15 protein-coding genes and 1 riboswitch are annotated in these 12,993 nt (G+C 59.9%); of the genes, 5 read left to right on the top strand and 10 right to left on the bottom strand.

Annotated elements, in window-relative coordinates:
• Positions 1 to 16: 16 nt before the first annotated feature.
• Positions 17 to 235 carry a helix-turn-helix domain-containing protein gene (locus Q0Z69_RS08180; protein ID WP_298031927.1) on the bottom strand — a complete coding sequence of 73 codons (219 nt, stop codon included), beginning with the start codon at positions 233 to 235 and terminating at the stop codon, positions 17 to 19.
• 81 nt (positions 236 to 316) lie between these two features.
• On the opposite strand from Q0Z69_RS08180, the gene Q0Z69_RS08175 reads away from it, so the two are divergent.
• Complete coding sequence (locus Q0Z69_RS08175; RefSeq protein ID WP_298031925.1) at positions 317 to 562, top strand: hypothetical protein; 246 nt, start codon at positions 317 to 319, stop codon at positions 560 to 562.
• Here the strand turns inward: Q0Z69_RS08175 and ybaK are convergent.
• From ybaK to radC, 7 genes are all read right to left on the bottom strand, one after another.
• Complete coding sequence (gene ybaK / locus Q0Z69_RS08170) at positions 549 to 1,049, bottom strand: Cys-tRNA(Pro) deacylase (protein WP_298031921.1); 501 nt, start codon at positions 1,047 to 1,049, stop codon at positions 549 to 551. The two genes, Q0Z69_RS08175 and ybaK, sit on opposite strands and share 14 nt — an antisense overlap.
• A 3-nt stretch (positions 1,050 to 1,052) precedes the next feature.
• The gene (locus Q0Z69_RS08165; RefSeq protein ID WP_298031918.1) at positions 1,053 to 1,937 is read right to left on the bottom strand and encodes a DMT family transporter; all 885 of its coding nucleotides are present in this window, start codon (positions 1,935 to 1,937) and stop codon (positions 1,053 to 1,055) included.
• A 58-nt stretch (positions 1,938 to 1,995) separates the two neighbouring features.
• Positions 1,996 to 3,192 carry an alginate O-acetyltransferase AlgX-related protein gene (locus tag Q0Z69_RS08160; RefSeq protein WP_298031915.1) on the bottom strand — a complete coding sequence of 399 codons (1,197 nt, stop codon included), beginning with the start codon at positions 3,190 to 3,192 and terminating at the stop codon, positions 1,996 to 1,998.
• Between the two features lie 175 nt (positions 3,193 to 3,367).
• On the bottom strand, positions 3,368 to 4,789 hold the full coding sequence (locus Q0Z69_RS08155) for an MBOAT family protein (RefSeq protein ID WP_298031912.1): 1,422 nt from the start codon (positions 4,787 to 4,789) through the stop codon (positions 3,368 to 3,370).
• A gap of 4 nt (positions 4,790 to 4,793) precedes the next feature.
• Positions 4,794 to 5,180, bottom strand: coding sequence for an MmcQ/YjbR family DNA-binding protein (locus Q0Z69_RS08150; protein WP_298031909.1), 387 nt, complete (start codon positions 5,178 to 5,180; stop codon positions 4,794 to 4,796).
• 69 nt (positions 5,181 to 5,249) lie between these two features.
• The gene (uvrB, locus tag Q0Z69_RS08145; protein WP_298031906.1) at positions 5,250 to 7,220 is read right to left on the bottom strand and encodes an excinuclease ABC subunit UvrB; all 1,971 of its coding nucleotides are present in this window, start codon (positions 7,218 to 7,220) and stop codon (positions 5,250 to 5,252) included.
• A gap of 201 nt (positions 7,221 to 7,421) precedes the next feature.
• Positions 7,422 to 8,096, bottom strand: coding sequence for a DNA repair protein RadC (gene radC / locus Q0Z69_RS08140; protein ID WP_298031903.1), 675 nt, complete (start codon positions 8,094 to 8,096; stop codon positions 7,422 to 7,424).
• A 174-nt stretch (positions 8,097 to 8,270) separates the two neighbouring features.
• Positions 8,271 to 8,433: riboswitch (M-box (ykoK) riboswitch) on the top strand.
• Between the two features lie 115 nt (positions 8,434 to 8,548).
• Between radC and mgtE the strand changes: the two genes are divergently transcribed.
• Entirely contained in the window at positions 8,549 to 9,931 is a 1,383-nt protein-coding gene (gene mgtE, locus Q0Z69_RS08135) for a magnesium transporter (RefSeq protein WP_298031901.1), read from the top strand.
• A gap of 182 nt (positions 9,932 to 10,113) precedes the next feature.
• Here mgtE and Q0Z69_RS08130 read toward each other — a convergent pair whose 3' ends face one another.
• A complete protein-coding gene (locus tag Q0Z69_RS08130; RefSeq protein WP_298031898.1) occupies positions 10,114 to 10,341 on the bottom strand; it encodes a hypothetical protein in 228 nt (75 codons plus the stop codon).
• A gap of 281 nt (positions 10,342 to 10,622) precedes the next feature.
• Between Q0Z69_RS08130 and Q0Z69_RS08125 the strand changes: the two genes are divergently transcribed.
• From Q0Z69_RS08125 to Q0Z69_RS08115, 3 genes are all read left to right on the top strand, one after another.
• Positions 10,623 to 10,814 (top strand): DUF1540 domain-containing protein, encoded by a 192-nt coding sequence (locus Q0Z69_RS08125; protein ID WP_298031896.1) that lies wholly within the window; start codon positions 10,623 to 10,625, stop codon positions 10,812 to 10,814.
• A 116-nt stretch (positions 10,815 to 10,930) separates the two neighbouring features.
• Positions 10,931 to 11,287, top strand: coding sequence for a TSUP family transporter (locus tag Q0Z69_RS08120; protein ID WP_298031895.1), 357 nt, complete (start codon positions 10,931 to 10,933; stop codon positions 11,285 to 11,287).
• Complete coding sequence (locus tag Q0Z69_RS08115) at positions 11,284 to 11,655, top strand: sulfite exporter TauE/SafE family protein (protein WP_298031893.1); 372 nt, start codon at positions 11,284 to 11,286, stop codon at positions 11,653 to 11,655. The genes Q0Z69_RS08120 and Q0Z69_RS08115 overlap by 4 nt, the downstream gene beginning before the upstream one ends.
• Before the next feature lie 38 nt (positions 11,656 to 11,693).
• On the opposite strand, the gene Q0Z69_RS08110 is transcribed toward Q0Z69_RS08115, so the two are convergent.
• Entirely contained in the window at positions 11,694 to 12,992 is a 1,299-nt protein-coding gene (locus Q0Z69_RS08110) for a S1C family serine protease (protein WP_298031891.1), read from the bottom strand.
• Position 12,993: the final 1 nt, after the last annotated feature.

Below are 12,993 nucleotides of genomic sequence, written 5' to 3'. Positions count from 1 at the left end.
GGAGCCGCGGGGCGGCTCACCGCCGGTCGCTCCGGCCCAGCAGATACTCTGTCGTCACTTCAAAATAATCCGCCAGAGCACACAATGTCAAGGTGGGGATGTTGACTTTTCCATGCTCGATGCGGTGATAGTGCCGGAGCGTTACTTGAAGCAACTCCGCCATATCCTCTTGGCGCAATTTTTTCTCTTTTCGCAATATATGCAGCCGCTGACCTAAAATCTCCAGTGTCTCCATAAAAGTTCTCCTTGACATTTGACACCAAATGTCATATTATACATATATGACATTAAAAGTCAATTTTTGGGGGTATCGCACATGAATTCTCTTTTTGAAAAGCTCTTTGCCTCTTACGGCGCGTCGGTTTTGCAGGACCTGGACCGGGATTATGACGAAAAAGAGATCGCCGCCCGGCTGGAAGAGTTTCCCGTGGACAAAAAGGCCCGTCTCCGGCTGGAAGACCTGTTCTTTGAATACCACTACCGCTGGTCCGTGGACGCCTTCGCCCTGGGCCTGCACCTGGGACTATCTTTGAGTGGCCAGAGCTTCCCTACTCCACGGTGATGTCCGCCGTGGCGGCCCCCAGCAGGTCCAGCAGCGCCTGGGGCGGCACCTCCACCTGGGCGCCGATCTTTCCGGCGGAGATGTAGATGGTGTCATAGTCCAGGGCCGTCCGGTGGAACACGGTGGGGTACTGCTTCTTCATCCCCACTGGGGAACAGCCGCCCCGGATATAGCCGGTGACGGCGTTGATCTCCGCCACGTGGAGCAGTTCGATGGACTTCTCCCCCACCGCTTTGGCGGCCTTTTTCAGGTCAAGGTTCTCCGCCACCGGGACCTCGAATACATAAACGCCCTTGGACGCGCCACGGGCCGCCAGGGTCTTGAAGCCCCGGGCAGGGTCCTGGCCCAGGGCCTGTGCCACATGGACGCCGTATTCCCGGGTGTTTTCCGGGCCTTCGCCCTCCTCATAAAAATGGGCGGTATAGGGGATCTTCTTTTGATCCAGTATCCGCATCACATTGGTCTTTTCCTCTTTCTTTTTTGCCATGCTTCACCTCAGGATATACACGCCCGCCAGGACGCACAGAATACCGGCCAGCGCCGTCAGGCCCAAATGCTCGCCGAACGCCAGCGCGCCCACCAGGGACGCCACCACCGGCTCAAAGCTGGCGATGATGGCCGCCTTGCCGGCCTCCACCTGGGAAAGGCCCCAGGTGTATAGGATGTAGGGGGCCACGGTGGAAAACACCACCAGCCCCAGGCACAGCAGCCACATGCGGGGCGCGGCCAGCGCCGCCGCCATCTCCGCCGGCCGCAGCAGCGCCAGGGCGGCAGGCCCTGCGAAGATGAAGGTCCACACCGTGACGGTCATGGAGCTGTAATGGGCCAGGGCATAACGGCCGAAAACGCTGTACAGCGCATAGAAGAAGCCCGCGCCCAGGCCCAGCAGAAGCCCCGGCAGGGTCACGGTCAGGTCCCCGGCGAACACGCCGCACACCAGGGCGCAGCCCACCAGGGTCAAGACCAGGGCCAGCAGCTTTTTCTTTGTCACCGGCTCCCTCCACAAGACCGCCGACAGCAGCACCACAAAGGACGGGGCCGTGTACAGCAGGATGGAGGCCACCGACAAGGAACACAGCTTCTGGCAGGTAAAATAACAGCAGGTGAACAGCACCACGCTGACAACGCCGGTGCCGAAAAAGTATTTCAGATGCGCCCGTCGCACACGGAACACGCTGCGGTCTCGGACGGCGAACACCGCCAGCAGCAGCGCCATGCCGCCGAAGTTCCGCACCACCACAATATCCGTGGGGGAAAAGCCCCCAGCCATCAGGCTCCGGTTCCAAAGCCCGATCATGCCCCACAGGGCGGCCGCCGCCAGGATGCCGGCGTAAGCCCCCCGGGGGCTTTTTTTCATTGCTTCCTGCTTCTCCATGGCGTATACCTTCTCATGTCGTGTTTCTTGTTAAAGTTCTTTTTGGCTTCTTTTTCTTTCAAGGAAAAGAAGCCCATACCGCGCCGTTGCCGGTGGTTGTGTAGTAAAACGTGTCGTTCTGGACGCACAGCACCAGGTCCGGCCGGTACTCCGCGACGTAGTCTTTCAGGCTCTTGTCCGTGTAATGCCGCAAGTCCAGGATGCGGGTCTCGTCAAAGGAGGCGTACAGCAGCGTCTCCAAAGCGTTGGTAAAGGAATCGCCGAAGATCAGCGCATCCGGAAGCTCCGGGCGACCGGTCTCCAGCACCGTCTCGCCGAAATCGCCCCCCATATACAAGTTGTAGGTTGTGGGCAGGTCCGCCGCCGCAGGCAGGACGAATAGGGGCTTTTCGCTGGGCTGGCCGTTGTCGGTGCGGGTGAAGGCCACCGGCGCTTTCTGAACGCCCATGACTGCCTTTTCCCCGTTGGGCCACAGGTTATAGAGCTTCCGGTTCCGAGAGCCGATATAGGGGTTGGGCAGCTCCACGAAGTCCAGGTCCTCCTCCGTCAGCACCGGCAATTGCCAGCCGTCCGCCGCCATCGTGTCCAGAATGGCCCGGTAGGCGGCGTAGGCGCCGTAGTAGTTGTAGTGGTGGTCCACAGCGGAGTAGTATTCCGCCGGGTTCCCAAGGTCCTCATACACCTGCCTCATATCCAGGAAGCGGACGTTCTGGCCCGCCAGGGCGGCGGCAAAGGCGTCGTCCGCCGTCTGGTATTCTCCGGCATGGCTGGCCAGAAATCCCGGGTACTGTTCCCCGAAGTAGACCCGCTGCTCCGGGATGCCCACATAGTAAAAGCTGCCGCCGTTGGCCCTGATGTGGGCATCCAGCTCTCCCAGGTCCTCCGCGATGTCCGCCGCCTGCCGGGCGTATTCCTCCGGGGACTGCTCTTCGTATGCCATAAAGGGCAGCAGAGCGCGCTCCGTCACCACGGTATCGTTGACCACCGGGCGCTTCAAAACATCCATCTGGACCTTGGTATCCATTTTCAAAAGGGTCGCGCGGCCGGGAAAATGATCGGAGTACCAGCTCTCAAAGGCGGAACCGAAGCTGCCGTCCGCCAGACTGGTCCAGGTCAGGGCGGGCCGCTCCGCCAGGGTGCGGTTTTCGTAATAGGCAGTGGTCTCCCGGTGGGACCGGAGGGCGACCCATCCCGGAACCGCCAGCAGGACCGCCAGCAGGACTGCCAGAAAGGCCCGGTCGAGCATTTTTCCCATCACAAGTCCTCCTTAGGGCTTATCCCAAAATTACTCGCACGCCGCTCGCACCACATATTATCCGCCAGGACTTCGTTGGTTTCCCTTGCCAGGTGTCAGTCTGCCTGCGGAAAACCGCCTTGTTCGGCGAAAAATCTGCGGCACGATCGGCGCACGGCTAATTTCGGATAAGCTCTTAAAATTGAAAGTACAGGAAGGAGCGGAAGGTGGAGCTGAGCAGCCGCACGGCAGACAGGCCCAGCAGCAGAACTGCCAGCGCCTTCGGCGCCAGAGCCAGGGCCAGGGCGGCGGTGCGGCTCCCCCGGGCCCGTTTGGCGGCCAGCCTGCCCTGAAGCCAGTTCTTCACCGGCAGGGCGGCGGGGATGGCCGCCAGCAGCTCCCAGCGGAACTGGCAGAGATCATAGAGCGCCTCGCCGCTCCAGGCTCCGCCGGGGGCAAAGCCGAACAGGGCAGAGACCATCTCCCCCACCTGGGCCAGACTGGTGCAGCGGAACAGGACCCAGCCCATGGTGATGAGGAACAGCGCGTACAAATGCCGCAGGGCGGCAGGCAGCCTGTCCAGCGCCTGGCCCCAGAGGAACCGCTCCCCCATCAGCAGCAGCGCATAATACAAGCCCCACAGCACAAAATTCCAGGCAGAGCCGTGCCAAAGGCCCGTCAGCAGCCACACCGCCAGCAGATTGCAGACTTGCCGTCCTTTAGAGCAGCGGTTGCCGCCCAGAGGGATATACACATAGTCCCGGAACCAGAAGGACAGCGTGATGTGCCACCGCCGCCAGAATTCCGCGGCGGACCGGGAAACGTAGGGGTAGTTGAAGTTCTCCGGCAGGCAAAAGCCGAACACCCGGCCCAGGCCCAGGGCCATGTCGGTGTAGCCGGAAAAGTCAAAGTACAGCTGCAGGGTATAGGCAATGGCACCCAGCCAGGCCAGGGCCACTGTCAGCCGGTCTCCGGCGGCAAAAGCCCCGTCGGCGATCTGTCCCAGGGCGTCCGCCAGCAGCACCTTTTTGGCAAGGCCGAAGCAGAAGCGCACCGCGCCCGCCGCCGCGTCGGCGCTGTTCTCCCGCCGGTCCGTCAGGGCCGGGGCAAAGTCGCCGTAGCGGACGATGGGGCCTTGCAGCAGCTGGGGGAAAAAGGCCATGTACAGCGTCAGGCGGAACAGACTTTTCTCCGGCGGGACCGTCCCCCGGTACACATCCGTCAGATAGGAAACGGCCTGAAAGATGAAAAAGGAGATGCCTGCAGGCAGCACGATGGCGGGGACCGGTACATCCAGCCCCAGAGCCTTCAGATTGCCCAGCAGGAAGCCGGTATACTTGAAATAGCCCAGCATCCCCAGCTCCAGGACCAGCGCCGCCAGCAACGCCGCCTTCCGGCGCTTCCGCCCCGGCGCAGCCAGCAGGCCCGCCGCCCAGGTCGCCAGGCAGGATGTCAGCAGCACCGGCAGCAGCCGGAGGCCGCCCCAAGCGTAAAAAAACAAACTGAACAGCAGCAGAACGGCGTTGCGCCCGGTCCGCAGACGGGCCGGCATCAGGAAACAGCACAGCAGGCAGAGGGGCAGGAAGCCGAACAGAAACGCCATACTGCTGAAGGCCATGGAATCACTTCTCCTTCGTGTTCAAGATCTCTCGCTGAACGTATTTCGGCAGCTTCTCCAGCACCAGACGATGGGATTCTGCACACAGGTCCCGCAGGACTTCGCCGGGCAGTTCCCCATCCAGCAGGCAGGCGATCCAGGTGCGCTTGTCACAATAGAAACCCTGCAAGATCTCCGGATACTCCGCCCGCAGCAGCTCTGCCCTGGACGGCTCGCATTTCAGGTTCACCAGATCGTGGCCGCCGTAGGTCCGGTACTTGGCCTCCGGCGAACAAACGGCAGCAAACAGCTTGCCCCGGATCATGTACCGGAACCAGGCCCACTCCGGCTTATAGTCCTTCTCCGCCCCAGGAAGGGATAGGAGGTATCCATCCAGCCATTCGTATTTCATAGCCAGCCTCCTTTCGATCTCAACACCTGTTCTCTGCCCGGCGGGCAGGACCTCAGAAAATGAAGAACACTATTTTTCTCCTCTAAGTTCGATGATCCGATCCCGGAGAACAGCCGCGTACTCAAATTCCAGCATCTTGCTGGCCTCCCGCATCTCCTTTTCCAGCTTGGCGATCTCGGCGGCCCGCTCCTGATTGGTGAGCTTGCGCTTCCTGCGGCCCCGAATGGTATCCTCCTCCGCCGTCTTGGAGATCTCCAGCACCTCCCGGACACCCTTGATGATGGTCTTGGGCACAATACCGTGCGCTTTGTTGAAAGCATCCTGGATGGCGCGGCGGCGCTCCGTTTCGTCAATGGCAGCCCGCATGGAGGGGGTCATCTCGTCGGCGTACAGGATGACCAGGCCCTCGGCGTTCCGAGCGGCACGGCCGATGGTCTGGATGAGGCTGGTCTCAGACCGGAGGAAGCCCTCCTTGTCCGCGTCCAAAATGGCCACCAGGCTGACCTCCGGCAGATCCAGGCCCTCCCGCAGCAGATTGATGCCCACCAGCACGTCAAACTCCCCCAGCCGCAGGTCCCGGATGATCTCCATCCGCTCGATGGTCTGCACGTCGGAGTGCATGTACCGGACCCGGATGCCGGCGTTTCGGAAAAATTCCGTCAGGTCCTCTGCCATCTTCTTGGTCAGGGTGGTCACCAGGACCCGCTCGTTCTTCGCGGCACGAGCTCGGATCTCGTCCATCAGGTCGTCGATCTGGCCGGTGACAGGGCGAACCTCAGCCCGGGGATCCAGAAGGCCGGTGGGACGGATGACCTGCTCCACCACCTGGTCTGCCCGCTCCCGCTCGTAAGGGCCGGGGGTCGCGGAGACGAACACCGCCTGGCCGATGCGGCTCTCAAACTCCTCGAATTTCAGAGGACGGTTGTCATAGGCACAGGGCAGGCGGAAGCCGTACTTCACCAGAGAGTCCTTCCGGGCGTGGTCGCCGTTGTACATGGCCCGGACCTGGGGCAGTGTCACATGGCTCTCGTCCACGAACAGCAGGAAATCGTCTGGAAAGAAGTCCAGCAGCGTCATGGGGGCCGACCCGGCGGGCCGGTCGGAGATGATGCGGGAATAGTTCTCGATACCGGAGCAGTAGCCCAGCTCCGCCATCATCTCCATGTCGTACTCCGTCCGCTGGCGGATGCGCTGGGCCTCCACCAACTGGTCGTTATCTGTAAAGTATTGGACCTGCTCCTCCAGCTCCCGGCGGATCTCGCTGATGGCCCGGTCCATTTTGTCCTTGGTGGTGACATAGTGGCTGGCGGGGTAGATGGCGATGTGGTTCAGGACCCGGTTCACCGCGCCGGTGACAGGGTTGAAATCGCTGATACGGTCGATCTCATCGCCAAAAAACTCCACCCGGATGGCGTGGTCCTTGTAATAGGCGGGATACAGCTCCACGGTGTCCCCCCGGACCCGGAACATGTTCCGCTCGAAGGCGATGTCGTTGCGCTCGTACCGAATCTCCACCAGCCGCCGCAGCAGCTCGTCCCGGTCCCACTCCGCCCCGACCCGAAGGGATACTACCAAATTGGCAAAATCATCCGGCTCGCCCAAGCCGTAGATGCAGGAGACGGAGGCCACCACGATGACGTCCCTCCGCTCCAGCAGGGCGCAGGTGGCCGACAGCCGCAGCCGGTCGATCTCCTCGTTGGTGGAAGCATCCTTGGCGATGTAGGTGTCGGTGTGGGGGATATAAGCCTCGGGCTGGTAATAGTCGTAATAGGAGACGAAATACTCCACCGCATTGTTGGGGAAGAACTCCTTGAATTCGGCACAGAGCTGGGCCGCCAGGGTCTTGTTATGGGCCAACACCAGCGTGGGCCGCTGGACGGCCTCAATGACCTTGGCCATGGTGAAGGTCTTGCCGGAGCCAGTGACGCCCAGCAGCACCTGCTCCTTCAGTCCGTTCTCGATGCCCTCCGCCAGTGCGGCGATGGCCTCCGGCTGATCGCCGGAGGGCTGATATTCAGAAACGACTTCAAATTTCGGCATACGTCTATTCTCCGTGAGCGTTCTCGTATTTCGGGCAGCGATCAGCCAAGGGCTAAAGACGCCACGCCGCGTCAGCGGTGTTCAAACGCTTTGGCTCCGCCCAAAATAGTCTTTACCTCTCCCGCATACTCTACCACATCGCTCCGCAAAAATCAAACATTTGTTTGGCTTTCTTCTCAGTGGGCCAGAAATCTGTCCCCTTTAGCCCAGATACCCGCTGTCCGCCATGGACACAAAATCCCCGTCCGATACGATGATATGGTCTGCCAGCTCCACGCCGATGGCGGCCAGGGCCGCCCGGATGCGGTTAGTGGCGGCATAATCCTCTTCGGATGGCAAAGCCAGGCCGCTGGGATGGTTATGGGACAGGATCACTACACTGGCGGAGGTCAGGATGGCGTTTTCCACCACCTGACGGGTATTCAGCTCCGCATTGGTAACACTGCCCTCGCTAAGGCGCTTACAGGCGATCAGCTTGCCCTTCCGATCCAAACAGAGCTGATAAATAACCTCATTCCGCTCATCGCTGAACCGCTCCATCAGGTAGGCCCCCGCCCGTTCTGAGGAATTCAGCACCGTCTCCTGGGCTGCGGATGCCAGCCGGGCCTTGCGGGTCAGCTGGGGCACCAGCTTCAGCAGGATCGCCCCGCTCTCCCCGATCCCCTCCACCTTCCGCAGATCTTCCACCGGGGCAGACAGTACCGCCGGCAAAGAGCCATACCGCTCCATCAGCGCGTGGGCGATGGGATTGGTGTCCCGCCGGGGGATCGCATAATAGAGCAGCAGCTCCAATGCCTCGTGGTCCGCGAAGGCGTCCAGTCCACTTTGCAGAAAGCGCTTCCGCATCTTTTCCCGGTGTCCGTCGTGGATCCCCATATCCTGTCCCCCTTCTCTATAAAAACGCGCTGGCTTTCCATTTTACTGGAATATTATATTATACCATATTTCCCATAGGCTCACAAGAGCTTTCTTTGTCTCAAAATTCCATTTATCTTTCTGTCCGTCCGGGTTGACATGCTCGTCTTTTTGGCATAATATAAATATGTAATCGAATATGTCCGGTAGGTAAGGCTACCACAGGGATATGGATCGCTGCCGCGAAGTGATGGAGACATCATCAGAGGGTTTGAACAGGCGATATCGAACAGGAAGGTATCATCTAACGCGATTTCACCGCCTTGTGAGGCTAAAGCTTGAACGGTTGGGGGGGGGGACTCTGTATCATGTCCTCCTGGCAGGCGCACTTTCTCCACTTGTACCGGATGGAACGAGTGGGGCTTTTTATTTTGGGAAAGACTGCAAAGACAGTGGAAAGGAGGTCGCGCGCGGTGTTTGAATTGGAAAACGAACGGGCGGAATTATTGGAAAAAATCGAGGAGCTGATCTCCCGAAAACGATATGCCGAGCTACGAGACTTCCTGCTGCCCATGGAGGCGGCGGATATCGCCTCCCTGTGCGCCAATCTGGACGAGAAGGTGCCTCTGGTGTTCCGCCTGCTGCCCAAGGAGCTGGCGGCGGAGGTATTCGTGGAGCTGGAGTCTGACGAGCAGGAGCTGCTGATTCTCAGCTTCTCCAACACGGAGCTGAAAGAGGTGCTGGAAGAGCTGTATCTGGACGATACGGTGGATATCGTGGAGGAAATGCCCGCCAACGTGGTCAAGCGCATCCTGCGTCACTCCGATCCGGAGACCCGCCGCGGCATCAACGAGATCCTGAAATATCCCGAGGACTCCACTGGCAGCATCATGACCACAGAGTTCGTGGACCTGAAGGCCGCCATGACGGTGGAGGGTGCCTTGAAGCGCATCCGCCGCACCGGTCTGGATAAAGAGACCATCAACGTCTGCTACGTCATTGATGACAACCGCCATCTGCTGGGCGTGCTGTCCCTTCGCACGCTGCTGCTGGCGGAGGAGGACGACATCATCGGCGACATCATGGACCGGAACTTTATCTCCGTCCAGACCCTGGATGACCAGGAGAGCACTGCTCAGGCCCTGAGCAAATACGACTTTCTGGCCCTGCCGGTGGTGGACACCGAAAACCGTCTGGTGGGCATCGTCACCGTGGACGACGCCATGGACGTCATCGAGGAGGAGACCACCGAGGATATCGAGAAGATGGCGGCCATGCTGCCGTCGGACAAGCCCTATCTGAAAACCAGCGTGTTCGAGACCTGGAAGGCCCGCACGCCTTGGCTGATGGTGCTGATGCTGTCCGCCACCTTCACCGGTATCATCCTGACCCACTTTGAGGGAGCGCTGATGTCCTGCGCCATCCTGACCTCCTTTGTCCCCATGCTGTCCGGTACCGGCGGCAACAGCGGGACCCAGGCCTCCACCGCCATCATCCGCGCCCTGTCTCTGGGCGAAGTCCGCTTTTCCGATACTCTCCAGGTGCTTTGGAAGGAGTTGCGGGTCTCCCTCTGCTGCGGCGTCTGCCTGGCGGCGGCCAATTTTGTGAAGATGATGCTGGTGGACCGCTGGCTGCTGCACAATCCTGATGTAACGCCCATGGTGGCACTGGTGGTCTGCTGCACTCTGGTAGGCACCGTGCTGTGCGCCAAGCTGGTGGGCTGTTCTCTGCCCATCCTGGCGGAAAAGCTGGGCTTCGACCCGGCGGTGATGGCCTCGCCCTTCATCTCCACCATCGTGGACGCTCTGTCCCTGCTGATCTATTTCCGCTTCGCCACGCTGCTGCTGGGGATCTGAGCGGGCGATTTGAAACGCAAAAGCAAAGACGAAGAGCATAGCTCTTCGTCTTTTTCGCATGCGTTTGTGCAAAAATAAAAATTCTTCCTTTTGCTTTTCAGCCGTCCAGTTCTCAAAATCCCTCGCCAAAATATCCAAACGGGCAGTCATCTATCATAGATAACTGCCCGGCAGATGATGACTTACTCGTTTCCCTCAGAAAAGAGTTCTTCAAGTAATTCTTCCGCTCTGGCTTTCTCTCCGCTTGGAACATAGATTTTCAATCGTTCCTGCATACCTGCTTTCATAACCAGCCCTACACCATATACCGGTATGGCGGTATATGGAATATCATTTTTCTTTAAGACCTGCATAAGCATTTCCGCCCACATTGCTTCTTTTTCGGCTAAAAACTCGTAGTCGGTATTCATGAAAATCACTCCTTTCTAAAAATTTCCAGCTTGTTGTACTGATTTTATCATAGCCACTTCCAAGCGTCAACATAAAATTATGTAAACTCACCAATACCCCGTTTTAGCAACACTGAAGATAAAAGGAACAAAAATACGCCGCTGAGCCGCCGACGCCATATGATATCAGGACCAAAAGCAAGGATCTTCGTGTGCCGACAGGCCGGATACATAATCCGCGTCTGCCTGCGCACACTACCTCCGGCGAAACGCCAAAATCTTTCATGCGGGAGGAATCGAACATGACGAAGGATTGCACCAACGGCGGCTGCGAATGCACCCCTAACCAGAGCATCAAATGCACGGTGAACAACTGCGCCCATCACTGCCAGGAGACCCAGTACTGCGGCCTGACGGAGATCCAGGTGGGTACCCACGAGACCAATCCCACCATGGTGGAGTGTACCGACTGCCAGAGCTTCAAGCTGAAATGAGGTAAAGGGGGCGGTTCCCCCTTTCGATCCCCCTCACCAGTCTGCAGACTGGCCCCTCATTCCCGCGTTTGCGGACGCGGGGATGGGGATACATAAACAGCAAGGAGGTGGGGGCTTTGTCTGCAGGCAAATGGCCGGCGCGGATCGCCGGCGGAGCAGCGGGCCTAGCCAACGGCTTGTTTGGCGGCGGCGGCGGAATGGTGTTTCTGCCCATCCTCTCCCGGTGGGGCGCGCTGTCCCAGAGGAAGCTGTACGCCACCTGTGTAGGCGTTATTTTCCCGGTGTGTCTGGTGTCCGCGGCGGTATATGTGTGGCGGGGCGGCGTCTCGCTGCTGGCAGCGCTGCCCTATCTCTGCGGCGGCTTCATTGGCGGAGCCTTGGGCGGCAAGCTGTATGGCAGAGTCTCCACGACGGTTCTAAAATGGCTGTTTGCCGCCTTTCTCTTTTACGCGGGGGTGAAATATCTGCTGTGACGGACTGGCTGCTTCCCTTTTTGTGCGGCCTGGGGGCCAGTGTGATCTCCGCCTGGGGTGTGGGCGGCGGGACATTGCTGCTGCTGGTAATGACGCTGTTCCTGGGCGTGGACCAGCGGACCGCCCAGGGCATCAACCTGCTGTTTTTCCTGCCCACCGCCATCTCCGCTCTGGTGTGCCATGCCAAAAACGGCTATCTAGACAAGCCCGCCCTGAAAAACGCCGTGCCCGTGGCGGTGATTGCCGCCGCCCTTGGCGCCTGGATCGCCACGGCGGTGGATGTGGATATCCTCCGCAAACCCTTCGGCATTTATCTGCTGCTGTCCGGCATCAGCCTGATCTGGCCGCGGAAAGAAAACAAACAGTGACCTGACAACAGGTCACTGTTTGTTTTGTATATCCGCCGTCACGGCAGCTCAAAGGTCCCGCCGCCGGATGCCGCGCTCATATCGTCCGTGGACTGCTCCAGCTTCAGCGTGACCTCCAGCAGCTCGCCATCCCGCCAGACGGTCATATCCAGTTCGTCGCCGATGTGGTGCAGCCGCCGGACACGCAGCAGGTCCTGGCTGGTATACAGCGTCTCTCCGCTGGCGGAGGTAATGAAGTCGCCCACCTGGACGCCCGCCTTGTCTGCAGCGGAATCCGGCGTGACCTCCACCACCTCCAGGCCCCATAGGGCCTCCTCCAGACGAACGCTGAACTTGTGCACCATCACGCCCAGCACCGGCTCCGGCTTTACCTCGCCATAGGCCAGCAGATCGTTGACGATGCGCTGCATGGAGGCGGTGGGGATGGCGAAGCCCAGGCCCTCCACATTGGAGTATTCCGAGCTCATTTTGATGACGTTGATGCCCACCACCTGGCCGTATTCATTGATGAGCGGGCCGCCGGAGTTTCCGGAGTTCAGGGCGGCGTTGGTCTGGATCAGCGTCATGGTCCGGCCGTCCACCTCCACATCCCGGTTGATGGCGGAGACGATGCCGTCGGTCAGGGTCCCCCGCAGCTCCACGCCCAGGGGATTGCCGATGGCATATACCTTGTCGCCCACGGTCAGCAGATCGGAATCTCCAAATTCGGCGGCGGGCAGACCGGTCTCGTCGATTTTCAGCACCGCCAGGTCGTTTTCCGCGTCTCCGGCCACATAGCTGGCCTCATAGCTGTAGCCCACGTCCAAGGCCACCAGGCAGTCCCTGCCGCCCTCCACCACATGGTAATTGGTAAGGATGTAGCCGCCGCCAGTAAAGATCACCCCCGTTCCAACGGACATATGCTCCCCCAGATCGGCCATGACCGTCACCACCGCCGGATTCACCTGGCGGTAGATCTCCTGCGCCGTCATGGCGCCGCCGTGCTCCCGGAGCACCGGCAGTTCAATCCCCTGTCCCGTGGGAAACGTGGGGATGGTGATCTCCCCGCCGGTCTCTTCCGGCAGGAAGTCCTCATAATACTGCTCAAATGGATCCTGATAGGGCCGCCGGCTCTCCAGCAGCCAGGCCGCTGCGGCCAAAACCGCTGTCCCGGCCAAAACCGCCAAAAAGATCCACAGGCCCTTCTTTTTCCGCCGGAGGGGCCTGGCTGTCCGAACACGCGAAACGCCCGGCAGGGGGCGGATATAGGTCTCCACCACCTCCCGGGGGTCTGGCTGCCGGTAAATTTCCACGATCTCACCGGGCAGGCGCCGGTCATGCTCGCCGTATGGTTCCATA

The sequence above is a fragment of the uncultured Dysosmobacter sp. genome (genome assembly GCF_947631165.1).
Lineage (GTDB): Bacteria > Bacillota > Clostridia > Oscillospirales > Oscillospiraceae > Oscillibacter.
Note: the sequence above shows the minus strand (reverse complement) of the source record. Positions and strands in the feature narration are given on the sequence as shown.